This is a genomic window from Reichenbachiella ulvae (genome assembly GCF_025833875.1).
GTDB lineage: Bacteria > Bacteroidota > Bacteroidia > Cytophagales > Cyclobacteriaceae > Reichenbachiella > Reichenbachiella ulvae.
Genome location: NZ_JAOYOD010000001.1, coordinates 4,347,420 through 4,374,108, shown reverse-complemented (window position 1 = coordinate 4,374,108; position 26,689 = coordinate 4,347,420). Strand labels below are relative to the sequence as shown.

The 26,689-nt window shown below is 40.3% G+C and carries 21 protein-coding genes; 8 read left to right on the top strand and 13 right to left on the bottom strand.

The window, feature by feature from the left end; genetic code table 11:
• Positions 1-101 precede the first annotated feature (101 nt).
• Positions 102-842: a hypothetical protein gene (locus N7U62_RS17820; protein ID WP_264139421.1), complete on the top strand. Its 741-nt coding sequence runs from the start codon at positions 102-104 to the stop codon at positions 840-842.
• 61 nt (positions 843-903) lie between these two features.
• Here N7U62_RS17820 and recG read toward each other — a convergent pair whose 3' ends face one another.
• From recG to mutY, 5 genes are read right to left on the bottom strand one after another with little or no spacing between them, the layout of a single operon-like run.
• On the bottom strand, positions 904-2,997 hold the full coding sequence (recG, locus tag N7U62_RS17815; protein ID WP_264139420.1) for an ATP-dependent DNA helicase RecG: 2,094 nt from the start codon (positions 2,995-2,997) through the stop codon (positions 904-906).
• Positions 2,998-3,000: 3 nt separating this feature from the next.
• Complete coding sequence (gldD, locus tag N7U62_RS17810) at positions 3,001-3,573, bottom strand: gliding motility lipoprotein GldD (RefSeq protein ID WP_264139419.1); 573 nt, start codon at positions 3,571-3,573, stop codon at positions 3,001-3,003.
• A gap of 1 nt (position 3,574) precedes the next feature.
• On the bottom strand, positions 3,575-4,894 hold the full coding sequence (gldE, locus tag N7U62_RS17805; RefSeq protein WP_264139417.1) for a gliding motility-associated protein GldE: 1,320 nt from the start codon (positions 4,892-4,894) through the stop codon (positions 3,575-3,577).
• A 17-nt stretch (positions 4,895-4,911) separates the two neighbouring features.
• Positions 4,912-5,367, bottom strand: coding sequence for a single-stranded DNA-binding protein (locus N7U62_RS17800; RefSeq protein WP_264139416.1), 456 nt, complete (start codon positions 5,365-5,367; stop codon positions 4,912-4,914).
• Between the two features lie 26 nt (positions 5,368-5,393).
• Positions 5,394-6,482 carry an A/G-specific adenine glycosylase gene (mutY, locus tag N7U62_RS17795; RefSeq protein WP_264139415.1) on the bottom strand — a complete coding sequence of 363 codons (1,089 nt, stop codon included), beginning with the start codon at positions 6,480-6,482 and terminating at the stop codon, positions 5,394-5,396.
• 124 nt (positions 6,483-6,606) lie between these two features.
• Between mutY and N7U62_RS17790 the strand changes: the two genes are divergently transcribed.
• The 3 genes from N7U62_RS17790 to N7U62_RS17780 all read left to right on the top strand — a co-directional run bounded on the left by N7U62_RS17790 (position 6,607) and on the right by N7U62_RS17780 (position 9,436).
• Positions 6,607-6,897, top strand: a complete 291-nt coding sequence (locus tag N7U62_RS17790; RefSeq protein WP_264139414.1) for an HU family DNA-binding protein — start codon at positions 6,607-6,609, stop codon at positions 6,895-6,897.
• A 6-nt stretch (positions 6,898-6,903) separates the two neighbouring features.
• Complete coding sequence (locus tag N7U62_RS17785) at positions 6,904-7,719, top strand: tetratricopeptide repeat protein (protein ID WP_264139413.1); 816 nt, start codon at positions 6,904-6,906, stop codon at positions 7,717-7,719.
• A gap of 166 nt (positions 7,720-7,885) precedes the next feature.
• Positions 7,886-9,436: an Rne/Rng family ribonuclease gene (locus N7U62_RS17780; protein ID WP_264139412.1), complete on the top strand. Its 1,551-nt coding sequence runs from the start codon at positions 7,886-7,888 to the stop codon at positions 9,434-9,436.
• Between the two features lie 18 nt (positions 9,437-9,454).
• Here the strand turns inward: N7U62_RS17780 and N7U62_RS17775 are convergent, their stop codons facing one another.
• A complete protein-coding gene (locus N7U62_RS17775) occupies positions 9,455-10,108 on the bottom strand; it encodes a porin family protein (RefSeq protein WP_264139411.1) in 654 nt (217 codons plus the stop codon).
• A 44-nt stretch (positions 10,109-10,152) separates the two neighbouring features.
• Between N7U62_RS17775 and gldB the strand changes: the two genes are divergently transcribed.
• Entirely contained in the window at positions 10,153-11,217 is a 1,065-nt protein-coding gene (gene gldB / locus N7U62_RS17770; protein ID WP_264139410.1) for a gliding motility lipoprotein GldB, read from the top strand.
• Here gldB and N7U62_RS17765 read toward each other — a convergent pair.
• The gene (locus N7U62_RS17765) at positions 11,204-12,364 is read right to left on the bottom strand and encodes a glycosyltransferase family 4 protein (RefSeq protein ID WP_264139409.1); all 1,161 of its coding nucleotides are present in this window, start codon (positions 12,362-12,364) and stop codon (positions 11,204-11,206) included. The genes gldB and N7U62_RS17765 overlap by 14 nt on opposite strands.
• 153 nt (positions 12,365-12,517) lie before the next feature.
• Here N7U62_RS17765 and N7U62_RS17760 point away from each other — a divergent pair, with 153 nt between their 5' ends.
• The 3 genes from N7U62_RS17760 to N7U62_RS17750 are packed head-to-tail and all read left to right on the top strand — an operon-like array spanning position 12,518 to position 20,732.
• A complete protein-coding gene (locus N7U62_RS17760) occupies positions 12,518-16,489 on the top strand; it encodes a CHAT domain-containing protein (RefSeq protein WP_264139407.1) in 3,972 nt (1,323 codons plus the stop codon).
• Positions 16,489-18,543, top strand: coding sequence for an OmpA family protein (locus tag N7U62_RS17755; protein ID WP_264139406.1), 2,055 nt, complete (start codon positions 16,489-16,491; stop codon positions 18,541-18,543). Before N7U62_RS17760 ends, N7U62_RS17755 begins: the two co-directional genes overlap by 1 nt.
• Positions 18,540-20,732 (top strand): hypothetical protein, encoded by a 2,193-nt coding sequence (locus N7U62_RS17750; protein ID WP_264139405.1) that lies wholly within the window; start codon positions 18,540-18,542, stop codon positions 20,730-20,732. Before N7U62_RS17755 ends, N7U62_RS17750 begins: the two co-directional genes overlap by 4 nt.
• Here the strand turns inward: N7U62_RS17750 and N7U62_RS17745 are convergent.
• From N7U62_RS17745 to porG, 6 genes are all read right to left on the bottom strand, one after another.
• Positions 20,729-21,145 (bottom strand): OsmC family protein, encoded by a 417-nt coding sequence (locus N7U62_RS17745; protein WP_264139404.1) that lies wholly within the window; start codon positions 21,143-21,145, stop codon positions 20,729-20,731. The genes N7U62_RS17750 and N7U62_RS17745 overlap by 4 nt on opposite strands.
• A 142-nt stretch (positions 21,146-21,287) precedes the next feature.
• Positions 21,288-21,824 (bottom strand): OmpH/Skp family outer membrane protein, encoded by a 537-nt coding sequence (locus tag N7U62_RS17740; protein WP_264139403.1) that lies wholly within the window; start codon positions 21,822-21,824, stop codon positions 21,288-21,290.
• Positions 21,825-21,837: 13 nt separating this feature from the next.
• A complete protein-coding gene (locus tag N7U62_RS17735) occupies positions 21,838-22,395 on the bottom strand; it encodes an OmpH/Skp family outer membrane protein (protein ID WP_264139402.1) in 558 nt (185 codons plus the stop codon).
• 59 nt (positions 22,396-22,454) lie between these two features.
• Positions 22,455-25,148, bottom strand: coding sequence for a BamA/OMP85 family outer membrane protein (locus tag N7U62_RS17730; RefSeq protein WP_264139401.1), 2,694 nt, complete (start codon positions 25,146-25,148; stop codon positions 22,455-22,457).
• 26 nt (positions 25,149-25,174) lie between these two features.
• Positions 25,175-25,912 carry an undecaprenyl pyrophosphate synthase gene (gene uppS, locus N7U62_RS17725; RefSeq protein WP_264139400.1) on the bottom strand — a complete coding sequence of 246 codons (738 nt, stop codon included), beginning with the start codon at positions 25,910-25,912 and terminating at the stop codon, positions 25,175-25,177.
• 84 nt (positions 25,913-25,996) lie between these two features.
• Entirely contained in the window at positions 25,997-26,638 is a 642-nt protein-coding gene (porG, locus tag N7U62_RS17720) for a type IX secretion system protein PorG (protein WP_507173201.1), read from the bottom strand.
• Positions 26,639-26,689 lie beyond the last annotated feature (51 nt).

Below are 26,689 nucleotides of genomic sequence, written 5' to 3'. Positions count from 1 at the left end.
AGAATTACGCAATTTGTATATATTTGGCTATTATCCGTTTTTGGAGAGTTTATTAACAATATACCTTAACACAAAATACCACAAAACTAAAGCTGAACGCTATGAATAAAATCGATCAAAGCCTACTGGATACTTGGAACATGTATGGTCACTACGTTTCATATGCGATTGCAGGTGTGGGCTTACTCATCTTGTTGAGCCACTACTTGAAGTTGATGTTCACCAAGGATTACAAGACAAAGTACGATTATATCAATATGTATGAGATCAATTTGCTCTGGTACAGTGCATTATTGATCATCATTGCTGGAGCAGTTTATGCCAATACTTTGGTTACTGAGTCAGGTGTATTGTGGTTCGTTGTAAGATTATTTGTTAGTACCATGTTTGCGATCATCGCGGGTGTGATTATCCAAAACATCTTGAAGTTCTACTACCCATTCTACATCGAGAAGAGATTGAAGCAATTGAGATTTGCTCCAAGGATTTCTCCAGAAGGCAGAAAAATGAAGCTTTTGAGTGAGGAGGAAGAAGATGTTTACCTGGATGAAGGTATGCAGGCTGAAGAGGATGCTTTCTCTGTTGATTATGACGTTTGGATCGATGAGGAGTCTGGATATACAAAAATTGAAAAGTATAACGGTAGACTTCACGCATTGAAATGCTCTGAATGTAACTATCAAACTTTGAAAGTGAACAAAGAGGAAATCGTTCAATCACCTACAGCTACTGAAGAGGGAGAGTTGATCAAATTCTTCACCTGTGGCTACTGTGGACACAAAGAGAAAAAATCATTTAGTATCGCTAAGTTGAAAGAAGGAACGGAAGAAGTTGCTTCCTAAGCGAAACGAAAAGAATATTTGAAGCCTCATTTTTCAATGAGGCTTTTTTTATGCACTGATTTTATGAGATGTTGCTCCAGAGTAGATGGCGCTTGTCTCTATTGTGGTAAGCATGGATTTTGTGATGGTGACTCCTTTCTAATTTAGGGTCAGATTCGATTACCTCTCTAGCGGTTTCGCGCGCTAGTTTTAATAGCTCCCCATCTGTACTGATATCTGCAACTTTGAGGTCCAATACGCCACTTTGCTGTGTTCCCATCAAATCACCAGGCCCACGTAGTTCCAAGTCTTTCTCAGCGATTTTAAAACCGTCAGTGGTAGCCACCATGGTTTTGACTCGTTCCCTTGCCTCTTTGGACATCTTAGGACCCGTCATCAAAATACAGTAGGACTGGTCTGCTCCTCTACCTACTCGACCTCTCAACTGGTGCAACTGAGAGAGTCCGAATCGTTCTGCATTTTCTATGACCATCACTGTAGCGTTGGGTACATTGACTCCTACTTCTATAACAGTGGTGGCCACCATGATGCTGGTTTTTCCTTCTACAAAACGTTTCATTTCCCACTCCTTATCAGCAGCTTTCATCTTGCCGTGTACGATGCTAATTGGCGTATTAGGAAAGGCTCTGGATATGCTCTCATAGCCATCCATCAAATCCTTGTAGTCCATCTTTTCAGATTCTTCAATCAGTGGATATACAATATAAACCTGTCTTCCTTCCTCTATTTGCTTTTTGATGAATCCGAACAATTTCAACCTATGCGAATCGGTTAGATGACTCGTTTTGATTGCCTTTCTTCCTTGCGGCAATTGATCGATGGTGGAGATTTCTAAATCTCCATAAAGGGTCATAGCAAGGGTTCGAGGGATGGGAGTGGCAGTCATTACTAACACATGGGGATAGTGCCGGTCGTTTTTTGACCATAGCTTGGCACGTTGAGCCACACCGAACCGATGCTGCTCATCTATTACTGCCAGGCCCAGATTATGAAACTTAACCTTGTCTTCGATCAGAGCGTGTGTCCCTACTATGATGTCCAATTGGCCGTTTTGTAATTCAGCCAGATTTTTATTCTTAAGGCTCTTTTTAGTTGAACCAGTAACCAGCGCGGTTCGGAGCCCCATGAGATCGCTGAATTCAGCCAGTCCCTGATAATGCTGAGTGGCCAAAATCTCCGTAGGTGCCATGATGCTGGTTTGGTAGCCATTACTGATGGCGATCAGCATGCAAATAAAGGCTGTAATGGTTTTGCCACTCCCTACATCTCCTTGCAACAAGCGATTCATTTGATAGCCAGATTGCAGATCAGCGTAGATTTCTTTGATGACTTTTTTTTGCGCATCGGTTAGTTCAAAGGGAATGTGATTGGTGTAGAAATCATTGACCAGTTGACTTTTGGTAAAGATGATTCCCTGGTGTTTGTCCTTCCGGTCAGATTTTTCCTGAAATATTTTTAACTGGATAAAAAACAGCTCGTTGAATTTCAATCTTTCCAGGGCTTTAGATAGCTGTTTTTGATCTTCAGGAAAATGGATCCATGTGAGCGCCGCTTTTAGAGTGATCAGCTGGTGTCTTTGCAAAAGGTAGTCATCCACATTTTCCGTCACATCAAATGAGGCTAGATTCAGTGCTGTTTTTACCATCTTGGCGAGGGCCTTGCTATCTACATATCTTCTTTTGAGTTTTTCTGTGGTATGATAGACGGGTAAAAAGCTATCCGTTTTGCTGTCGGAATTAGGGGTAGAAATCTCAATCTCTGGGTGACTGATGGAGTAGACTCCATTAAAGAGGCTGGGTTTCCCATAGATGACATATGGTAGTCCGGTCTTTAACTTTTTCAGCATCCAGCTGGCCCCCTTGAACCAGACTAACTCTAAGCTTCCCGTATCGTCCCTAAATTCAGCAACTAATCTTTGTTTGCGTGCCTGCCCTTTGAGACCAAGTGAGGTTAGTATTCCTTTAATCTGAACGAAACCTTCTTCATGTCCCAATTCGGATATGCGGTGAAACTGAGAACGGTTTTCGTAGCGAAAAGGAAAATGGTTAATAAGATCTCCAATGGTAAATATCCCCAACTCCTCTTGAAGTAGCTTGGCTCGGGTTGGTCCGACACCCTTCAAAAACTCTATTTTGGTTTCGAAGAATTCGGCCATGATTTAATTATTCCATTCGAGGGTGTTGAGCATGTGAAGCATGTCCAGCTTGATGTGATCGATCACAGGCCTCAGAGAATCATTGGCTGTAGCTGTTTTGAAATAAAGTGCTCCTCTCAGAAAATTGTCAGTAGAATCTGTGACATGAAATTGGAATTGACTTGGGACTTCTCCAGACAATTCCATCAAAGTGGCCATCATGCCGTTCTCCAGTTTGACCACACTTTCATCAATTGAGTAGGCTTTTACACCGTGCTCTGATGCCAGTTTATAGGAATCTCTTAGCAGGTCCTTCAGGTTACTACCAGTTGGGTCGATGTTTTTGTAAGTGATCTGGACATCAGCGTCGAACTGCGGATAGTGCAAGTCGATCCAGTATCTTTCTGAGATCCAGGACTTGTCTGCATGGATTTCGCTGCTTTTGGCATATTCGAATAAATAAGGGAAGCTATCAGGAAGAGAGGTGTATTCGCTAGGAGCCAAATCTATTCTATTGTAGCCCTTTGGTTTAGGATAGTAGTTCTTCTCACAACTAAATAGGCATATCAATACCACACATGCTACCAGGATCCTCATTCTATCTTTTGATTACAATTCTTACTTTTTTAATTCGCTTCTCGTTGACCGAAGTAATGACAAATGTAAAACGGTCGAAAATGATCTTCTCCCCAGCATAGGGTAAGGTGGAATTGATTTCAAGCAATAGTCCGCCAAGCGACTCGCTTTCTCCTTTTACTTCTTCGAAGATCTTATGATCTACATCTGTGATCTTACAGAAGTCCATGATCGATGTTTTTCCTTCGAAGATGTAGGTGTTGTTATCGATCTTTTTGTACTCTGCATCAGTTTCATCATCAAACTCATCATTGATCTCTCCTACGATTTCTTCAATCACATCCTCCATAGTTATCAGACCCGATGTGCCTCCATATTCGTCTACTACGATGGCGATGTGGATTCGCTTTTCTTGAAAATCTTTGAAAAGTGTGTCAATTTTTTTGGTCTCAGGAACAAAAAAGCCTGGTCTGAGCAGGTCTTGCCATTTGAAAGTTTCTTCCTCACTCAGGTATGGGAGTAAGTCCTTGATATAAAGTATGCCTTCAATATTGTCTATTGTCTCCTTATAAATAGGAATTCGTGAGTAGCCCGTCTTATTGATTTGGTTCATCAATTCATGAAAATCCGTCTCCATATCCAGTGCGGTGATATCCATTCTGGATTTCATGATCTGTTTCACAGACAAGGTACCGAAGTTTACAATTCCTTTCAGGATCCCTTTTTCTTCTTCAGTCGTTTCTTTGTCGGTTGTGATTTCCAGGGCTTCATTCAGTTCGTCTACAGACACGTTGTAGCCTTTTTTTTCTATCCGATTTTCGATGACACTACTGACGCGAATCAATAACCATGACAATGGACTAAACATCTCATTGGCGAAAGTCAAAAGCTTTGAGGTCTTTTGAGCAAAGGCCCAATTGTTTTGATTGGCATAAACTTTAGGTACGATCTCACCTATGAACACGATCAGAAAGGTAATCACAATGGTAAGGATACCTAAAACGGTTTCTGTAGAGAAGTGATCGACCGTGACACTCAGAGTCACGTAAGTAGTGAGCATGACGATCGAGATATTGATGAAATTATTCAATATCAAGATCGTTGCTAAGAGTTTATTCGGATTAGATAGCAAATGAATGATGCGCTTGTCTTGAGGCGAATCATTGCCTTGATCAATTACTTGCTCCAATGACAAAGAAAAGTAGGCGACCTCTGATCCAGAGACCAAAGCAGATCCTACAAAAAGCAGAATCACCAATATCAAATTGGCAATTAGAAAGTAAATCTCAGGACCTGAAAAAAATGCTGCTAGTAAAAAAAGTCCCGGGAATGGGTCGTCCATTTGCTATTTAATTAGTGTTAGAAAGGAAGATCGTCAATTTCGTTCGAATCTTCAACAGTAGAATCTACGATTTCTGGTTTAGCAGATTGATTATTTGCACTGCTCTGGTTGCTGTTTTGACCTGAATAATCACCTTCTGGTCTTGGTCCTCCCAATAGGGTCATTTCACGACCTACTACCTCGGTGATGTATTTTGTCACACCATCTTTGTCTTCATATGATCGAGAGGTGAGCTTACCTTCGATGTAAACTTGATTTCCTTTTTTAAGGTATTTTTCTGCAATCTCGGCTAATGGTGTCCACAGTACTACATTGTGCCACTCGGTGTTGGACATTCGCTCACCTTGTTTGTTTTTATAAAACTCAGTCGTTGCGATAGAAAAATTGGCCACTGCTCGGCCATTGTCGAGGTGTCTGACTTCAGGGTCTCTGCCCAAATTTCCTAATAGAATTACTTTATTTACTCCAGCCATAATATACGGGTTGTTAGATGGAAAATTTATTGAATTGGGAACTCGTCCTGCAGAAAGCGCTCTATTGGCTTTGGTACTGCTAAGGTCTCCAGTTCGCTAATTTCATGTCTTTCCAGTTCATTATCCTGACAAAATACTTTAAAATCCTGCCAATTCCTCACCTCTATCACATCAAAATAAATGTGTAATCGCTGATGTGTCAAGATGTGCTTATACTCTTCTGTTCGATGAAGGACCTCAAAGTCCTTCCATTTTTGTTCATTCAGAAACTCAAAAATACGGTTTTTTGTATGGTTTTTAGTTTCGATCAATGGAAAATCATAAAGCCCTTGCCAAATATCTTTGGGTCCTCTTTGCCTGATCAAAACTTGACTGTCATGTATGAGTACGAGGTAATTGAAATAGCGTTGGCTGACTTTTACTTTTTTGGACTTGACAGGAAGTGCTTGTTGGGCCTTTTTGGCTCTAGCAACACAGTAATGTTGAATAGGACAGTCTTCGCACTTGGGGTTCTTAGGTAGACAGATAGTAGCGCCCAATTCCATGATCGCTTGATTAAAATCACCTGATTGGTCATTAGGTATTATTTCTTGCCCGAGTTCAAAAAAAGTTTTGAAGGTAGATGCTTTGGATATGTCTTCTGATATATGGAACAAACGGGAATAGACTCGAAAAGCATTGCCATCGATGGCCGGCACTGCTTCATCAAAGCATATGGAGGCAATGGCGCCTGCTGTGTATTTGCCGATTCCGATTAGTTTGATTAATTCTGAATAGCTCTGTGGGAATGCTCCGTCAAATTCTGAAATGATTTGATTGGCACATTTATGCATGTTTCGGGCTCTGGAATAGTATCCCAGTCCTTGCCAAAGTTTGAGAATATCGTCCAAAGGAGCCTTGGCAAAATCTGCAAGGGTAGCATAATTCTGACAAAAGCGTAAATAATATGACATGCCCTGAGCCACCCGGGTTTGTTGAAGTATAATTTCGGACAACCATACCTTATATGCTTCTTTACTTGATCTCCAGGGTAATTCTCTGTGGTTCAGTTTGTACCAATTCAGCAACTCTTGCGTCATGGGTAGCCACTCCTTCTCTTTGATTTTAAGTTTCAATCCTGAGGAATATTTCTAAGTGAGGGATTTTTTGTTTTTATTTGCGCTTCTGAATTCATGGAAGTTCAGATGGCTAATTTAAGCCTTATTACAAGATTTTTACTACATATAAATTAGATTCAACGTGACGAAAGCAGATGTGATCAACGAGATCGCCGAGAAAACAGGAATAGACAGATTGGATGTTCAAGCTTCAGTAGAAGCGTTCTTTAGCGTAGTTAAAAACTCCATGGCGGAAGGCGAAAACATTTATGTTCGTGGTTTTGGAAGTTTCGTAAATAAGAAGAGAGCAAAGAAAATTGCAAGAAACATTTCTCAAAACACAGCAATGGTAATAGACGAACATTATATCCCGAGCTTTAAGCCTTCAAAAGTGTTCGTAGAAAAAATCAAAACAAGCGATAAAATAGGCTAATCTGCTATGTCATTGCACCGCTGGTTAGTTTTAGCAGGAGGCGTTGTCCTCATTATCATTCTTTTCAACCTGCCCAAAGTGGTGGTGGATAATGATGCTGCAGATGTAGAATTGGCCGGCTCACAAGAGGACAATCAAGTAGAAAAGGCACATACTTTTAACTTTTCGGAAGAGGATCAAATCAGGCGGGATTCCCTGCTCCAGTTGATTGCGTTTTCTGATAAAGAAAAAAGTATTATCTTTGCGGACTCTTTGGCAAGATTGTACCTGTCTTACAACGAGTTAGACAGTGCTTCGTATTTTGCGGACCTGGTAGCTGAGTTGGATAAGACTGTGGAAGGTCAGGCTAAAGCAGGAGAAATTTATTTCCAGCTTTTCGGAATAGCACTGAATCAAGCGGATTTGGCTAAGTACGCCAAGAAAGCTCAGGCTTGTTTTGAAGTGGTTTTGTCTCAAAGAAACGATCCAGACACAAGGGCCAAGTTGGCCATGACGAAGGTAGTTTCTGACAATCCAATGCAGGGGATAACTATGCTAAGGGAGATACTAGAAGAGTATCCGGAAAATACGACGGCTTTGTATAGTTTAGGCATGTTTTCAGTACAGTCTGGACAATATGACAAGGCAGTTGGAAGATTTGAGAAATTGATGACTATTGATCCATCGAACCAGCAAGCAGCCTTTTTATTGGCTACTAGTTATTTCGAGCTAAGTCAGTTTGACAAGGCGGAGCAGTGGTTTCAAAGTATAAAAAAGACTAGTACTGATCCAGCGATTTTATCATCTACGGATCAATACTTGAAGAAATTAAACGAATTGTAAAACATTAAAGAGCTTTTATTATGCCTTGCGGTAAGAAAAGAAAAAGACATAAGATCTCTACTCATAAGAGAAAGAAGAGACTTAGAAAGAACAGACACAAGAAGAAGTAATTTTACTTCTTGGGTTATTTGAGTAAATCAAATTTTTACTATTAAACATTTAAACCTTGAGTACAGAATTAATTATTAATTCAACTCAGAATGGATGTCGAATAGCCCTTTTAAAAGACAAAAAATTAACCGAGTACCATCAGGATGATGATGGTCACCAGTTCAACGTAGGTGACATTTATCTTGGGCAAGTCAAAAAAGTCGTGCCTGGGCTAAATGCCGCCTTTGTTGATATTGGGTATGAAAAAGATGCGTTTCTGCATTATTTGGATCTCGGTCCCCAGCTTCAGTCGCTTAACAAGTGTACCAAGCTGATCCTATCCGGTAAAATGAGCGGCAAGAATCTGAATGGATTCAAGCGCCTACCTGATATCAATAAGTTGGGGAAAATGAACCAGGTTTTATCTAAAAACCAGAGAGTTCTCGTTCAGGTTGTAAAAGAACCTATATCTACAAAAGGGCCAAGACTATCCAGTGAGTTGTCTATTGCTGGAAGATACATCGTTCTGGTTCCGTTTTCTGATTCGGTAAGTGTATCGAAGAAAATAGCGGACAGTAACGAAAGAAAGAGATTGCTTCGACTTATCAAGTCGATCAAACCAGAGAATTTTGGAATCATTATCCGTACAGTTGCACAAGGAAAAGATGTAGCTGAATTGGATAGGGATTTGACCAGCTTGGTGGACAAGTGGTCTAAAGGCATGCAACGCCTCAAAAAGGTGAAGCCTAACGAAAAAGTAATCGGTGAAATCAACCGAGCCAATTCTATCCTAAGAGACGTCCTCAATGAATCTTTTGACAGCATAGTGATAGATGATAAAACACTCTATCATGAAGTCAGAAATTTCATAAGAGAGATAGCTCCGGAGAAAGAAAAAAGCACCAAACTATACAACGGAAGAGCCAAGGTTTTTGAAGCCTATGGTATTGAAAAGCAGCTGAAAGGTCTGTTTGGTCAATCAGTAAGTATAGACGGTGGGGGCTACCTGATCATAGAACATACGGAAGCATTGCACGTGATAGACGTGAACAGCGGAAACAAGTCCAATGCAGAAGATAATCAGGAAAGCACAGCCCTAAAAGTAAACATGGATGCGGCTAAAGAAATAGCCCGCCAGCTTCGCCTAAGAGATATGGGTGGAATCATCGTAATCGACTTTATCGATATGCGAAAAGTAGAGAATAAGAAACTACTTTTCCAAAAGATGAAAGATGAGATGAAAACGGATCGATCCAAGTTTACCGTTTTGCCTTTGTCAAAGTTTGGTTTGATGCAAATCACCAGACAGAGGGTTCGTCCTGAATTGAATATCAAAACCAGAGAAGTATGTCCATCTTGTAATGGATCTGGTAAAATTACCGCTTCTATTTTGGTAACAGATCAAATCGAAAAGGACATCGAGCACTTGATGACCAAGCAAAATGAAAAGAAATTGACCATTGCGCTTCATCCTTATTTGTATGCTTATTTTACCAGTGGCCTGGTTTCCAGGAGAATGAAATGGTACTTTAAGTACAAACGCTGGATTAGCCTGGCAGAAGATTCATCAAAAGCCATTTTGGAGTATAACTTCATCAATGGCCTAGGAGAAGAGATTGCACTTTAAGTGCGATCTTTTTTTGTTTTAGAACTTGATACCCAGTTTCAAATGAATCATATCCATTCGAACTGCCAGATCATCTGATATATCGCCATTCTGACCTTTGATGATATTTACCAAACCTCGGTCATAAAATATACCACCGTAGAGTTGAGAATTGATCTCAGGTCCGAACTCTAATCCGGCACCTCCTGTGAAGGAGACATCGAAAAACCTGAATTCCTCAACCAATACATTGTCACGATCCATGGGTTCATTGTAGAGAAGGATTTCTCCCATAAAACCAAGTTGGAAAAACACTCTAAGATCTGGCTGAATTTCACTTGTGAATAGTTTTAATGTCAGCGGAATTTGTAGGTATTGGGCTTTATACTCTTCTTTTTGATTGATAATGGAGGTAGTTGCTTCATTAAACATGGAGGCTTTCACCGATACCTTTTTTGGGGCATATATCAAACCGGTGCTAAAGGAATAATTGTTAGTCAATGGAAAGTCAAATTCCAATCCGAATTTCGCACGAAATGCTTGATCCCCTTTATCTATCTGGGTATCATCGTTGGGTAAATATTTGGTTCTGGTGAAGGAAAAACCTGGTGACACAGTCAGGCCGATCTTCGGTTGGCAGATGGCTACTGATACTATGAAAAGTGCTGGGATTAGGACGAGGTATTTCTTCATGAGGAGTAAAAAATAAATACTTTTGTTGGTTCTAATAGAAGTCTATGAATCAGCATAAAATTACAAATCTAAAAAGCATCTTGATCATGATAGGGTTAAAAAAAGGAAGAATTCTTCAAAATCTCTTTTTTCTATGTGTTGGCCTTTTACTATGGTCATGTGGAGGTGGAGATTGTGATCAAGTCGATAGGTACGAAGACATAGTTGTTGATATTCCCGTAGAGCATCTAGAGGAAGAGATGAAAGAATTGAAGAGTGTCGATCATACGGTTGCCTTTCTTGAGGCTAACCGAGCTATGGCAGACTATTTTTTGGATGCGAATCAATATCCCAATGATACGATTTTGGCTAAACGGTTATTGCCCTTGATGCAAAATGTGTACATCGACTCGCTATTCATGGAAGTAGGCGAATATTTTTCTGAGTTTGATTCTGAGAATATATCTGAGCTCGAGTCGGCTTTTCGTATCATTAAGCATTATTACCCTTCTACAGAAATTCCAAGAGTACAAACGGTAATTACTGGGCAGTACAATGATTTGTATGTATCTGATTCGTTGATAGTGGTTGGCCTAGATTTTTTCATGGGGCATAATGGGACCTATCCCCCGAATGATGTGCCGGCGTATATTGTAAAGCGCTATATGAAGGAAAGTGTTTCACCCATTATTTTGAGTTTTGTATCTAACGAGTTTAACCAGATAGACCAATCGCATGGGACGCTTCTTGCTGATATGATCAATGTAGGTAAGTCTTATTATTTCGTTTCACAGATGCTGCCTTGTAAGCCTGACTCACTAATTATCGGGTATACAGCAGAGGAGATGAAGCTAGTGAAGCAGAATAGAGAGATCATTTGGGCTAACTTGATTCAGAATCAGTTGTTGTATGAGACCAATCATTTTGTGAAGAATAAGTTCGTAGGAGAAAGCCCAAATGTATTTGAGATTAGTGATAAGTGTCCGGGACGAGTAGGTGCCTGGGTGGGCTGGGAAATCGTAGAAAAGTATATGGAAGAAAACCCAGAAGTAACCTTACAGCAATTGATGGCAGAAAAGGATGCTCACAAAATTTTTCAGCAATCGAACTACAAGCCTAAGAACGGATAACCGATTCTTCTATGAAGCTAATAAAACGTTGAGATTGCAGTTTTAAATCAAATCGTTTTTCTGCCAATGTTCGAGCGTTTTTCTGATAATTCACGAGGTGGCTCTGGTCTACTATAAAGGGCCTAAGTTTTGCCATGAAATCTATGCTGGAATTATGCTCGAAATGGAACCCGCAATTCTCTTTGGTAATGAGGTCTCCAATCCATCCATCAAAGTTGGTAATGATCAGCTTACCAGCAGCCAAACCATCGAATAATTTGTTTGGGCTACCTGTAAAGAGACTGTTGTAGTTCGCAAAAGAGATAAACATAGCATCAGATTGTTCCAGGATTCTGGCCATTTCTAGTTTGTCAGAAAAACTCCTTATCTCTACATTTTCCAATTGCCTTTCTTGCACCATCTCTTCTATCATCGGTTTGTCCGCACCTGCGCCAATGAAAATAAATTGAACCGGTTCACTCTGAATATTTTCTGCAATGTGAATGATTCGGGTTAGGTCGTTCGCTAATCCAAAGGTGCCAGTATAGCAAATTGTGAATTTACCCTTTCGCTCACCTTTGTAATTGGGCTGGAAGAGTTCGCAATCGCTGATATTATATATGGTTTCCAAAGGAACCTCTGGAGCTTTACTTTTTATATAATCCGATATTGGGGGTGACATACCAATGTTGCCAATCGACTTACGATAGAAATAGCCTTCGAACCAATGGGTTAGTTTCTTGAGCGGCCAGGATTTGATGAATTCCATTTCGATAGGCACCAGTGGCCAAAGATCCCCTACTTCAAAAAAGTAGTTTCTTTTGAGGAATAATCGATTGAAAGCACCTATCAGTCCAGTCGTAAGAGGAGTGGTCATGATATAGCAGCAGTCAATGGACTTGATTCGGGTTGAGAGTATGCAGGACCGAACTGTGTAGGCGAGAAAGGCCCAGACCCTTCTCCAAAATTTGTAGGTGTTGTCATACGGCACGTGAAGATAAATGACCTGGATTCCATCTACGTTCTTCTCCTCCCTTGGTGCATTATGAGCCGTGATCATGATGACCTCATGTCCTTTGTCTAATAAAGCCTTTGCAAGCAAATAGGATCTAATGCTGCCTCCCTCGTAGGGCGTTTTGAAATGTTGATGGAAATATAATACCCTCAATGTGTCGTCATTTGACATTATTAATATTAAGTTCGAATTTAGTGCTATCCGATTTTCCCTGCTAACTTAATAGGTATTCAATATTCGTCAATGATGACATTTCGATTAAAAGCATTTTTTTCGGTAATACGCCTTTCTCAAATAGGGAAAATTTTGTTGATATTGATTCTTGCAAGTCACGCGGCAGTTTCGCAGGATTGGGCTGAGTTGTATAAACAAGGGGAAGAAGCCTATACCAAATATGATTACGAGTTAGCCAAACAAAAGAGCATAGAAGCCTTAGTTTCTTGCCAATCTGATTTAGGAGAAAACCACGCAAATACAGCTGCTATATACAGACAGCTGACTTTGATCTGTTTTGAAGCGGGCTGGATTGAAGAAGGACTGACCTATGTGGAGAAGGAACTGAAGGTACAAGAGGCGATAGGTAATAGAGATAAGGAAGTCTATGCTGTAGCCCTTTACAACAAGGGGTTGTTATTGTCAATGACTGATGGTTTAGCTCAATCCCAAGAGGCTTTCAAAGATGCACTGGATTTATACCTGGTTTATTTTGATTCGAATAGTGCCTCAGTTGCCGAGGTGCAGGGCAATTTGGCAATGGTATTCTATTATGACAATCAGATGGTCAAGGCCGATTCTTTATTTGAACTCTCCTATGAGGTATTGAATCGACAGGATCAAGTCTCTCCTGAATTTTTTAATATCACCTACATTTATTCGGAGCTGAAACTGCTGCAGGGGGATTTTGAAAGATCTATTGCCTTGCTATCTGAGCTTGAATCTTTTTTTGATCCTGATGCTTTAGAGCTAGATTATGCTAGACTATTGGTCAAACAGGGTCGCGCTTATGAGGATAATGAACAGTTGACAATAGCTACTGATAAGTACCTTAAGGCACACCAGGTTTTTACAAAATTAGACGCGCACAACGATCCTGACAATCTAATAGCCATCAATGGTTTGTCCATCCTCTACATGAAAGAAGGTCGATTAAAGGAAGCAACCGAATTATTAGAAGGTCTGGTTGATAAATTATCAGGAGAGAAGGAGGAAGCTTATCTAATTGCTTTGACTGACTTGGGAAAGGTTCATTTTCTGAACTATGAATTTGATAGGGCATATAGCTGTTTTGAGGAAGTAAAATTGCGTGGCTCAGACAATGAGGATGCCTATTTTGGTGCTTGGTCTGGTTTGGCCCTAGTTGATCTGGAGAGAGGGCAGTTCAATGAAGCATTAGACGAAATCAATCAAGCTTTGTTGGAAGTTGACGAGCAGTCTGATTGGAGAAAAAATCTATTGGAATCGAAAGCCGCAGCTCTGACGGCATTAGGTAGATACAAAGAATCCGAAGCGATTTTAAATGAGTCCATTCATCTTTCGAGAGAGAATGAAGCCAAGGTCATTGATTTGAAATTGAGTATGGCTGTGCTGTACACTACTATGCAGGATCTGAATCGAGCGGGAGAATTGTTCGAAGAAATTAAGGAGCACTATGAGAAGGAATCCTCCACTGCACGACTGGAATATGCCTCCTTTTTGGGTAACTATGCTAGCTATCTTCAGTCCAGCAACAGTTTTTTTGATGCGGAAATTGCCCTGATTCAATCCATGGAAATAAAGAAAGAGCTACTGGGTGAGACGAATGAAAACTATCTCGCTACCTACGAAAATTTAGCGCTTCTATACATCGTAAAGGGTAAATATGAATCGGCCAGGTTGATATTGGAAGAAACCATGGGCATAAAGAAATCTTTGGGATCTCAAGCTCCCCCGAGCCAACTGGCCTATACCTATCATTACCTGGGAGTAATCGCAAAGTCACAGGGAGAGTATTCCCAGGCAGAAGAATTTATTAAAAAATCTCTGGAGCTCTACAAAGAAGAGTTTGGTTCTCATCATGTTTTCTATGCCAATACAGCCAATGAGTTGGGTCTTTTGTATTTGAAAATGGGGAACCTCAAGGCTGCAAAACCTTTGTTTGAATCTTCAATGGAGATTTTTAAAGAAATTCATTCAGATCAACATATCGATTATGCCAGCTCGCTGGAGAATTTGGCAGCTCTTTATGAAATGGAAGGTGATCTTGAGAAGAGTAAAGAATTGCTAGAAAGAGTTTTGGCCATAGACAAAGTGCAATTAGGCACGCAGCACCCATTATATTCTAAAACACTGAACAATCTGGCGGCTACTTTGGAGGAGATGGGTGAATATGAAAAGGCCTCAAGGTTGTACGAAGAAAGTATCCGGATTTATGAATCGCTATTTGGAACTGATCATCCCTCATTCGCTAATACGCTGTACAACATAGCGGTGCTAGAACAGGAGATTGGCAACTATGAAGGGGCCAAAGTCCATTTTGAAGAAGTGATTAGGATCAGAAAGGAGATCTTGAACGAAAACCATCCAGACCTGGCCTATGCCATTTATGGCCTGGCTTCTGTAAAGCAAAGGCTGGAAGATTATGAGGGTGCCCGAGAGGATTATGGTTTTGCTCTGGACAACTACTTAGCAGCGATCCAGAACTATTTTCCCTCCTTGAGTGAAGAAGAAAAAAGTGCATTTTATGGAAAAATCAAGCCGGTTTTTGAAGCATACAAAGACTTTGCTATTGAGTATGTCTACCATGGTTTCGGGAATCAAACTTATCAGCAGGAGGTTCTGGAGAATCTTTATAACCTACAATTAAGTACTAAAGCTTTGTTGCTAAACGCAACCAAGAAGGTGAAAGACAGAATTTTGAATAGTGGCGATGAAGCTTTGATAGCCCAATATATAGCGTGGAAGTCAACGAAAGAGGATTTGGTCAAGGCGCTAAACATGTCGAAATCGGAGCTAGCTATCAACAACTTTGATATCGCAGAGCTACAAACTCGATCCAATGAAATAGAGAAAGAGCTTTCCAAAAAGTCAGGAGTTTTTGCTGGTCAGTATGATCAATCGCTAGTGAAGATGAGTGATGTGCAGCAAAATCTAGTTGAGGGCGAAGTTGCTCTTGAGCTACTCAGAGTTAAGAAAAACACTAAAAATGATTCTATCTATTATGCAGGACTTGTTCTCAAATCTCAAGGAGTGCCAGAGCTGGTGGTAATCACCGAAGGGGAAGAGATGGAATCGAAGTATTTCAAACAATACAAGAATATGGTTGTCTTCAAAATGGACAATCAAAGATCATACAGCCAGTATTGGAAAAATATAGATGACAAATTGCAGGGTGTCCAGAAGCTGTTTTTATCTACAGATGGCGTGTATAACAAGATCAACATCAACACGCTATATGATCCGGAAAATCAGGAATATGTCTTTGACAAGTATGACATTCGCCTGCTCAGCAATACTCGAGATTTAGTCATAGAGCAAAGTAAAGAAACGAGTCAATTGACTGTAAGAAAGGCCGCGATTTTTGGCTATCCTGATTATACCATGGGTGGAGCCAGTGCTGCTGGTACAAAGGCAAGCACAGAACGGGGCTTTGCTGATGGCATCACTGAACTACCAGGTACGCTGGAAGAAACCAATCACATTAGTCAAACCTTGGATCAAAACTTCTGGAAATATGATTTGTTCCAAAGGGCAGAAGCCAACGAAGAAAATATCAAGGCTCTCCATAGTCCTAAACTTTTGCACATTGCCACTCATGGATTTTTTATGTCCAATATGAATGTATTGTTTAATGCCAATGAGGGGATTCAGTCCAGGGAGGCTGAGTTTAATCCTTTGTTTCGTTCAGGACTGTTGTTGGCTGGTGCCTCTAAGACTTTTCAACATCAAAAATTGCCGGGGACAGAGGATGGTATATTGACTGCTTATGAAGCCATGAATTTGGATTTGGACCAGACCGAATTGGTGGTAATGTCTGCCTGCGAAACTGGACTTGGGGAGGTAAAAAATGGTGAGGGCGTATATGGCCTTCAACGTGCATTACTCGTAGCTGGTGCTGAAAATTTGATCATGAGCCTCTGGAAGGTCAACGATGAAACAACTCAAAAACTGATGTCCATGTTTTATGACAATTGGTTGGGGGGCCAGACGAAACAAGCGGCCTTTCATGATGCAATTGCCGAACTTAAAAAAGAATATAAAGAGCCCTATTATTGGGGCGCATTTGTGATGTTAGGATTGTAATGAAAATAGCTAGCTACATAACGGTAATCTATTTGTCGACGCTTTCTGCAGCGTTCGCTCAGGAAGCAGACACTTTGCGCAGGGTTGCTTCAGATAAGGTTTCAAAATTGAATTCGGACATGGTCGAATATGCACCTTCGATCTCTGCAGATGGAAAAACCATGGCTTTTGAATCCAATAAATCAGGTACTTATCAGCTTTACGAATCAAAATTGGATGCTTCAGGCAAATGGATGGACCCTGTGTCAATTGACAGTATCAACAACTATGGTGGTTCGGATGTTTTGATTGCAGGGCCAAGTATCAGTTTTGATGGGAATACCATGTACTTTTTTGGGTCCTTCGATGGTGGGTATGGAGCAGACGACATTTACTATTCGATACGTGAGGAATCTGGTTGGTCCTCTCCAGTCAACATTGGCGAACCCATCAACGGAAGTGGTTTTGAGGGTTTCCCTTCAATATCAGCAGATGGAAAAACGCTTTATTTTGTAAAGATCAAAGCTGAAGGACCTAGTGATCCTGATCTGAAAGACGAGATGGCAGGGAAGACCTGTTATGCCATTTATAAATCAGAGCGAATAGGCAGGAACAATTGGTCGATCCCGAGCCTACTTCCAGCACCGATCAATGAGGACTGTGAAAAGGCTCCAAGAATCATGGCTGACAATCGTACGTTGATTTTTTCTTCCAATCGTCTGGGCGGCAAAGGTGAGTATGATATGTATCAATCCTATCTCAATGATGCCGGAGATTGGACTGAGCCTGTGGCCTTAGACTTTGTGAATTCACCTTATAGCGATCAGTTTCCGTGCATCTCAGCTCAAGGTGACCAGATGTATTATGTTTATCAATCTAGCGATATTTATTCCGTAGATATTCCGGAGGAGTTTCAGCAATTCAAAAATCACGTGATTCAGGGTTACATCAGAAATAGTAACACGGGTGAAGGCCTTTATACTGACATCACGGTTTCTGATGCTTTTACTTCAGAAAAGATCATGGAGGTCAATAACAACCCCAACGATGGTCGATATAGTTTGGTGCTTGCAGTGGGTCGCAGTTATAATGTGGAGTTCAGGAAGGATGGCTATACGACCTATTCTATCTCCTACGATCTATCAAGAGAAACAGAGTACAAAGAGGTGGATAAAGATATTGTGCTTCATAGAAGTGCGCTATTGCATTTGAATATCTACGATATCGAAATTTTCGAACCCATATCGGCCAATATCATAGTAAGAGAAACTGGATATGGAGCAGTCGTAAAAACGATGGAAAGTGATGAAAGTACTGGAATAGCAGAGCTGGAACTTGATTTGGGGAAAAGCTATGATGTGACCATTGAAAAGAAAAATTTTCTGCCTCAGACATTCACATTTGATGTAAGTGGTTTGATGATCTACCCAGAGTTTGAAAAGGATATTGAGTTCGCTCCTAAGAAGAAAGAGGTACAAATCAATGTGGCAGACCTAACCAACAATAACAGAGTGCGATCAAGAGTCAGAATTAGGAATCGAAATAGAGATGAGACCATAGAGGTAGAGGGCAATGAGACAGTGGCATTGAGGGTTGGAGATAGATATGAATTAGAGGCTACAAGCGACCAGGGATATGCATTTAATTCTACCATAATTGACATGTCCGAGGAGGCTACTTCTGGCCAAACGAAAGTAGAGGTGAAGCTTGCTTTGCAGCCCCTAATCGTAGGCACCAATTTAACTTTGAAGGATATATTGTTCGAATCCAATTCAGAAACTTTGACGGAAGAGTCCTTTGCAGAACTGGCTCGAGTGTCGGGCTTGATGGAGACCAATCCGAACTTGACGGTCGAAATATCCGCTCATACCGATGATGTAGGGTCTTCGGCTTACAACAAGTTGCTATCCGAGAAGAGAGCGCAGAGCGTAGTTTCCTATTTGATAGAAAGTGACATCCCAACTGATCGTTTTGTGCCAGTAGGTTATGGAGAAGAGGTGCCTTTGGTGCCGAATACAAGTGATGAAAATCGCGCCAAAAACAGAAGAGTGGTCCTTAAAATTTTGACGATATGAATCAGCTGAGTCTAAATAAAATACCACTGATAATTGGTCTAATATTATTCTGTGGTGCTTTGAATGCCCAAAAGCTCGCAAAATTTAAAGAAGTATTGCCAGGAATACTCGGTTCTGATCCGGCTAATGCGGTTGCTGCCTTGAAAAAATATCAACAAGATGATCCGGAAAAGGCGAGCGTTTACGTACAGCTTTCATTGGTTTATTATCAAAGGTTTGCAGATAGTGATCCGCTGGTAGGTTACAAGCGAGCGATAGCCAATATCAAATTGGCACAGGAGGCACAGGCAATGGCCAAAGTGTACCTGAATGAAAAGGAGGTGAAACGAAATGAAGATGAGTTTCTCAACTTTGCCTACTTTGATGAAAAGGGTCGCATGCAGGTGGAATTAGACTCGATTTATAATCGCTTTTTTGTGGATTCCGTAAAAATGGCAGAGTATCAGGCTCATGTACCGCCTATTTATGAGGCATTTACAGGAAGCTACATGGCCTATTCTAGGGCTAACCAGGTCTACACTCAGATTATGGGTAGATACAAAACACTCAAAGAGTTGTATTTACTGTATGATGAGGATATAGCGAAAGAATTTGAGTCGCTCAAAAAGGAGTATCTGCGGGCATTAGAGCTTTTTGATTCTTATCAATCTTTGATAGAAGAATACCATATTGGCTATGATCAATCTATGGAGATTAGAGATATTGAAGTCTATCGTCTCGATGGCTTATCCGTAGAAATTAACTTCCTTCAAGAGAAAATTCCTATTTGGAACTATGCCAAATGGGTAGACGAAATCAATGGATATGTAGATAAGGATATTCAATATCTGCGTATGCTGATGGTGCAGAATGAAAAGTTGTTGAATACCAAACTAGCAAGAACACCAGAAGATTACATGAATAAGGATTTTGAGCTTTTTAAGGTCAGCAAGGAACTACTTTTTAATATCCGAAAATATGATTTGAATTCTGTAGTTGAGCCTTTGTTCGAGTATAAATCCGTAAATCAAAAATTGCTTGTTGAAAATCTGAAACAGGAAAATCAGGCTATTGAAGCTAGCAGTAAGCTTAATCCCATTTATAACTATGGTCGAATGCTCTATGAGATTAAGCGGGCAGATACCATTTTGAATGTGGCCAGTAGGAGAAACACCAAGGAGTCATATGAGAGATATCAGGAATTTATTGATCAGTTTTATCAAGGGATACAGGGAGTAAATTCATTTGTGAATAATGAAAGAAACAAGAATCAATCGGCCTTTAATCGCTATTTAGAATTGCTGAAACCTGAAGTTTTAAGAGATGTGATGGGAGACAGTTTAAAGAAGGAGTACAGTTATAAGCGTAAGAAAATTAAGGACTATGTTCAGATGCCAACTGAAGAACTGCTGTCTACCGGTCAGCCTATTACTACTCAAATTGTTGAAAATATTGATGGAAGTCAGTATTTAGGTGGTCAAGTTCTAGATCCTCAAACTGGGCGAGTAAGTGCCTTTGTCAGTAGAAAGGAGGGAAATGGTCGCATCTCATGGTATCAAGAAATCAATTTGTCCTTTGAAGGAGAAAGTGATTTGACCGATACGGAAATGACCGTGCTCAATGATGAATTGAGCGGTTGTACTTTTATCGTACGAAGCGAGCATCCTGAGACGAAAGATGTGAAAAATACCTTGTTGGCATTTAGCGATCAGGGGGAACAACTGTTTGGCAAAATACTGGAGATTAATAAATATCCCCGCACACTCAATTTTGTTGAATCACTCAATTCTTATGTTTTGGTCTTTTATGGCGATGATCGTGAAGTCATCGGGCAATTGGGTGATTTGACTGTTACCCGACTTACGAGTGAAGGAGATGTGAAATGGCAGCAAAGTCGAAAGCTCAATGGAAACGTCTTTGGCTTGGTTTCAACTGAGGATGGATTCATTCTTGCCGGAAATTATAAACAAATAGCCAATAAAGATGGATCGGTAGTTTCATCTACTTCATCATTAGGCTCTACTTATTTGCTCAAAGTGAACCATTCCGGAGATTGGGCCAAAGAAAGATTCTTTAGCGATGAATCAATATCCAATCAAATGAGAAAGTATGGAGATCACTGTATACCGATTCTAAGCATAGGGGATCAACCTAATATCAATTACATTGTTACTAAGGATTTGGATCTTGTGAGCTCCTCTTTTGACTAATCTCTGAGGATTTCAAAACTGTGGCTCATGTCTATCTCTGGAGACAGGGAAGATGCAACACTGCAGTAGCTTTCTACTGCCAGATTGATGATGCGCTCTGCTTCTTTGTCTGTGAGATCGGGAGAAGTGATGATGAACTTCTTATGAATTTTTGTGAATTTGGCTGGATGACCTTCAGCTCTTTCAGCGGTTGATTCCACTTTTAGATCCACAAAAGTCTTTCTGCGCTTTTTTACCATTGACACAATATCTACTGCGGCGCAACCGGCTAATGCCGACAAGACCAAATCCATGGGAGATTGATTCTTCTTTTCGTCCTGTGGGTACATATCCATCTTTACCGTATTTCCGACTTGATTGGTCGCTTCGAATTCTTTGTCAGCCTTGTAAACAAGTGTCGAGGTAAGTGCCATTTTACTATTCTTTTTTTAATTCTGAGGCAAATATAATTGAGTCATCGGAATGTTAGCCCTGTCAATACTTTAGGTAAGGTATGGACATAAAAAAAACTGCACGCCTAAAGACGTGCAGTTTCCTTACGATTTCGTTATTGTATTAGTTTCCTGATGGAGGAGTGATTCCTAATTTTTTGAATACTAAGTCAGAAACGTCATATTTCTCATCTGCATCCAAAAGAATGTCTACACCTGGTACGCCAGTGCTGAAGATAGCATCATATCCATTTTCAGTTCTAACCGCTTTGATTGCGTTACCGATTTTCTCGAACAAGGGAGCATACAATTCACTTTGTTTTTTCTGAAGAGAAACTTGTGCGTCTTTTTGGAAATTTTCCAACCTAGCCTGCAAGTTAGTAAGCTCTGATTCTTTGTCTGCTCTCATGATGTCAGTCATAGTAGCAGCACCTTGCTGATATTCTTGAAGTTTAGTTTGGAACTCCTGTCCTTTAGCTTGTAATTGATTTTGCAGTTGTGATTCGTAAGTCTTGTACTCTGAATCTACTTGCTTAGCTTCTGGCATTTGGCTCAATATATATTCTACATTGGTGTATCCAAATTTGAATGTACCCTGCGCAGAAGCTGCCACAGAGACAGATACCAATACCAATACTGCGATTAATGATTTGATCTTCATATTTCTATCCTAATTAGTTATTACTTATTACATCGTTTTTATCACCGAGTCCGAGTTCCTCCAGCACAAAGTCTGTATAATCATGAACCGGGTCGGTATATATCATTACTAGATCTCCAGATTTGTCAAAGACAATCTGCAGCCTTTGCTTTTTAGCTACTGTTTCTACTGCCTCGAATACCAGATCCTGAACAGGTTTGATTAGCTCCTTTTTTTTCAAAAAGAAGAGTCCTTCAAAACCAAATACCTTTTTCTGATATTCTTTGACTTCATTCCATTTTCGATCGATTTCCTTTTCTCGATCATCTTTCATTTCCTTAGTCAAGAGGACTTCTTCCGCCTTGAGAGCTGTCTCCAACGCCTGAATTTCCTTATACATTTCACGTATTTCAGCTTCCCAGGACTGAGACAGTTTGTCTATTTCTGCATTGGCCTCTGCATACTCAGGCATTTGGCTCAGAATGTAGTCAGTATCTACATATCCAAACTTCTGTGCCTGTGCATCTATTGAATTCAATAGCACTATTACAAGAATCGAACCGAAAATCGTGGCCTGTTTTATTTTGCCCATAACAATTTCTAAAATTAGTCTATCCATTGTTAACGATTGATTCATTCTCGCAATTAATTCTATCGGATGGTTTGGCCAATTGAAAAGTGAATTTGTCCTCCGCTCGCTGGTCCATTTGGTGTGCCTGGATCCGGATTAAACCCATATCCCCAGTCGATACCAAGCAAACCAAATGCCGGCATAAAGATTCTAACTCCACCACCCGCAGATGTATACAGGCTATTAGGGTTGTACTCGTTAAAATTCAACCAGTTGTTTCCTGCTTCAGCAAAGCCCAAAACATAGATAGTGGCCGATGGATTTAACGAAACAGGATATCTTAATTCAAAAACGTATTTGTTGAATATTGTTCCTCCTCTAACCAGGTTGCCGTTTACTTCTTCAGTAGGAGTAATAGAATTGTTATCATATCCTCTTAGTCCTACTACGTCATTGCCCAATAGGAAGTTAGATCCAGTCAAACCATCACCTCCCAATTGGAATCTCTCGAATGGACCAACACCTACATCTCCTTGATAAGCTCCAAGGTAACCAATGTGCGCTCTCGCTTCAATTACCAGATCACCAATCAACTGCATGTAGTATTTGGCATCAAACATCCATTTGTGATACTCTACCCATTCGTATCGCTCGTTGTTGCTGGCATTTTCATAGTCCAACTCATTGAAGAGTGAATATGGAGGAGTCAATGCCAAACTCAAGCTTACAGAAGATCCACTTCTAGGATACATTGGGTTGTCAATACTATTTCTTGCAAGAGTAGTTTTGAATGTAAAGCTATTGGCAATACCAGAGTTGTTATCAAAACCTAAGCTACCACCGAATCTGTGCAGATTATAATTGGTAAACGAAACTGCATTGCTCAAAGTGAAGTAGTCATCTGGCCATTTGAGTCTCTGTCCTAAACTTACCGTAGCGCTCATTACTTGCATCGAACCGATGATATCATTTCTTCTACCATTATAGTAGTTGAAAGATCTTTGAACGGAATAGTTATAGCTTACACCAAAGCTTCTTGGTTTTTTACCTCCTAACCATGGTTCTGAGAAACTTACAGAATAACTCTGGAACTGGCGTCCATTGGCCTGTAATCTGAGCGATAGTTTCTGACCATCTCCGACCGGAAGTGGTCTCCATTTGTCAAAGTTGGTTAAGTTTCTTAGTGAGAAATTGTTGAAAGTAAGACCTAAAGTACCTACGAATCCAAAAGATCCACCCCATCCACCTGATAGTTCAATTTGGTCACTTGGACGTTCTTCTAGCGACCATTCGATATCAACCGTTTCATCTACTGGATTTGGTATCGGATTAGGAGATACTGTTTCTGGGTTAAAATAACCCAATTGAGACAATTCACGCTGTGTTCTGATCAGTTCAGATCTACTGAATTTCTGACCTGGCAAGGTTCTGATTTCACGCATGATCACATGATCATTGGTTCTATCATTACCTGTCACATATACTTTTCTAATGGTAGCCTGGGCTCCTTCATAGATGCGCATTTCGACATCAATAGAATCCCCATCTATCTGAACTTCAACTGGATTGACGTTAAAGAATAGGTAACCATTGTCCATGTAGAGTGAACTTACATCAGGACCATTAGGATTGAAATTCAACTTTTTGTCAAGTGACTCCATGTTATAGATGTCTCCCTTTTCAACCCCTAGGATTTGATCAAGCGTACGATCATCATGGATGAAATTACCTGTCCAGGTTATGTTTCTGAAATAGTATCTCTGCCCTGGAACAATTCTGATGTCAATGTCAATAGAATTTCTATCTACGCTCACAATTGTGTCTTCTTCAATATAGGCATCTCTGAATCCTTTAGAATTGTAAAATGCAATAAGAGACTCTTTATCTTCCTCGTATTTCTCTCTTACAAATTTTGCGGATTTGAATACGTTCAGTTTTACGTTTTCAAAAACCAGATTCATGATGGGTTTGGAAATATTTATTCCTACTGTGTCATCTTCTGATCTTACTGGCGTTCTCTTGTCTTTTGGTTTCAAAGCATTAATTCCAGTAGCGATCAGGGCTCCAGCAATTTTAAACCTAGGGCGTTCACCCGTGTTCTTCATTTTGCTTCTGAGCTTCATTTCTGAGTAATTCTCATTACCCACAAAATTGATGTTACGTACTTTTACTTTTTTGTTTTTCTTGACTGCTATGTCAATCATGACACTATTGTTGATGATCGTGTCGCGCTCATATTTAATGTCTACTTCAGTATTGAGATAGCCTTTTTCGTAGAAGTATTTTTTTACAGTCAGTTCACTGTTTTTAATGATTGCATCGGTCATCACTCTACCGCGAATCAAGTTTACTTTTTCACGAAGATCAGAATCTTGACTTTTGGTAACTCCTGTAAAGTTAAATCTGCTAAGACGTGGTCTTTCTTTCAGTTCTATAGTTAGGTATATGTTATCGCCTTCAATTTTGTTGGCATATATTTCGACATTACCTATCAAACCCTGTTTCCACAGTTTCTTGATGGCTTGAGTGATATCATCACCAGGGACTTTTATCTTGTCACCCACTTTTAAACCGGAAATAGATGTGAGAGCAACCTGATCCAAAAATTCTGCTCCGGTTACATTGATTTCGGCAATCGTATATTCTTGCGGATTGGAGTAGTTGATTCGGATTCCAGAGTTGTTAGATTTTAATCTGCCCTGTGTTCCGTACCTGATCTGCCCTAATACGCATGTGGACGTCAAAAGAAATAAAAGTAATATTTTGATCTTCATTTGTATGTGCCGACTCTTCTGCCGAATTATTGCGTTAGTTGTTCACTGATTTTTCCGTATCTCCTCTCCCTTTTCTGAAAATCAATAACAGCCTCAAAGAGATCATTTTTTCTAAAGTCAGGCCAAAGTTTGTCTGTAAAATAAAGTTCTGCATAAGCCAATTGCCAAAGTAGGAAGTTGCTGATGCGGTGTTCACCGCTGGTTCTAATCATCAACTCTACGTCTGGCGCTATGTGGTCGCAGATATATTTATTTATCAACTGATTGTCAATATTATCAATGTCTAATTTATTGTTTTTAATATCTTTTAACATTTGACCTACACTTTCACCGATTTCCCATCGGCCACTATAGTTAAGTGCAAGGGACAAGATCATACCGTCATTTTTGCTGGTTTCTTCAACACCTTGCTGAAGATTGGCCTGCGCTTCTTTGGGTAAATGCGAAATGTCACCCAGAGGTTGTAAACGGATGTTGTTTTTCAATAAAGTTGGAATCTCTTTCTTGATAGTAGAAACCAGTAAGGTCATCAGTCCATCGACTTCCATTTTGGGTCGACTCCAGTTTTCAGTCGAAAAAGCATAAAGGGTCAGATGCTGCACACCAATTTCTGCACAACCTTCCGTTACATCACGAACAGCTTTTATTGCATTGCGGTGACCAAACAGACGCGTAGCGCCCCTTTGTTTGGCCCATCTGCCATTGCCGTCCATGATTACTGCTACGTGCTTGGGGATATTTGTTGAATCAATCTGTTCTTTCATGCCAATTCTTCTGGCCTTTGTTTATAAATAACCCGCAAAGTTGTGTTTTTTTTTGCTGAAAATGAACGATAGAAGAGGTTTTCCTTAGCGGTATAAGGATTTGTTAGGCACGTACTTATACGCGCATGGTACTTTATAGACGATATAGGTAATGGAAATCCCCACAAAGTAGTACCAATCATTGTCTTCAGGGTTTCCAAAGTCAAAATTGGGCTTGTTGAATAGTTCTCCATCTGATACACCATCCAGTTTGTCGGTAAAAGTCTTTCTTGCGCCAAACTCTAAACCTACACTCCATTGTTTGCCTACTAGATGCTTTATTCCTCCACCAAATGGAATCACGGGTTGAAATTCATTGATGTCTTCAGTTCCCGTATTGAACAACTTGATGGCCCCTATCCCTCCAAAGACATATGGTGACCAGCGAATCAAAGAGTTTTCATTTTTATAGTCCAGGAAATGGAACTCCATAACTGCGCTACCTTCAAGTAGGTTTCGACTAAAGGAGGCATTTCTTACTTGTCCCAGCGCATCTATAGGCCGGCTATCATCACCTGATACTTGTCCATAGAGCAACGAGAACCGAAAGCTCACATCTTTGTCGTGGTTAATTCTATATTGGCCTTGAACTCCAATGTTTTGTTTAAGAATATTATAGCCACGATAAAGGTCTCCTGAGTAACTCATTCCACCTACTGCAAGACCCCATTCCGTTTTCTGAGCCAATGTGAATTGGCTAAAAAAAGAAATGCCGAGAGTATCGGCAATGCTATAAAA

What these genes read in the sequence shown, in the direction of transcription:
- N7U62_RS17820 (WP_264139421.1), top strand. Translation starts at nt 102, where the DNA reads ATGAATAAAATCGATCAAAGCCTACTGGATACTTGGAACATGTATGGT.
- recG (WP_264139420.1), bottom strand. Translation starts at nt 2,997, where the DNA reads ATGGCCGAATTCTTCGAAACCAAAATAGAGTTTTTGAAGGGTGTCGGA.
- gldD (WP_264139419.1), bottom strand. Translation starts at nt 3,573, where the DNA reads ATGAGGATCCTGGTAGCATGTGTGGTATTGATATGCCTATTTAGTTGT.
- gldE (WP_264139417.1), bottom strand. Translation starts at nt 4,894, where the DNA reads ATGGACGACCCATTCCCGGGACTTTTTTTACTAGCAGCATTTTTTTCA.
- N7U62_RS17800 (WP_264139416.1), bottom strand. Translation starts at nt 5,367, where the DNA reads ATGGCTGGAGTAAATAAAGTAATTCTATTAGGAAATTTGGGCAGAGAC.
- N7U62_RS17785 (WP_264139413.1), top strand. Translation starts at nt 6,904, where the DNA reads ATGTCATTGCACCGCTGGTTAGTTTTAGCAGGAGGCGTTGTCCTCATT.
- N7U62_RS17775 (WP_264139411.1), bottom strand. Translation starts at nt 10,108, where the DNA reads ATGAAGAAATACCTCGTCCTAATCCCAGCACTTTTCATAGTATCAGTA.
- gldB (WP_264139410.1), top strand. Translation starts at nt 10,153, where the DNA reads ATGAATCAGCATAAAATTACAAATCTAAAAAGCATCTTGATCATGATA.
- N7U62_RS17755 (WP_264139406.1), top strand. Translation starts at nt 16,489, where the DNA reads ATGAAAATAGCTAGCTACATAACGGTAATCTATTTGTCGACGCTTTCT.
- N7U62_RS17750 (WP_264139405.1), top strand. Translation starts at nt 18,540, where the DNA reads ATGAATCAGCTGAGTCTAAATAAAATACCACTGATAATTGGTCTAATA.
- N7U62_RS17745 (WP_264139404.1), bottom strand. Translation starts at nt 21,145, where the DNA reads ATGGCACTTACCTCGACACTTGTTTACAAGGCTGACAAAGAATTCGAA.
- N7U62_RS17740 (WP_264139403.1), bottom strand. Translation starts at nt 21,824, where the DNA reads ATGAAGATCAAATCATTAATCGCAGTATTGGTATTGGTATCTGTCTCT.
- N7U62_RS17735 (WP_264139402.1), bottom strand. Translation starts at nt 22,395, where the DNA reads ATGGGCAAAATAAAACAGGCCACGATTTTCGGTTCGATTCTTGTAATA.
- N7U62_RS17730 (WP_264139401.1), bottom strand. Translation starts at nt 25,148, where the DNA reads ATGAAGATCAAAATATTACTTTTATTTCTTTTGACGTCCACATGCGTA.
- uppS (WP_264139400.1), bottom strand. Translation starts at nt 25,912, where the DNA reads ATGAAAGAACAGATTGATTCAACAAATATCCCCAAGCACGTAGCAGTA.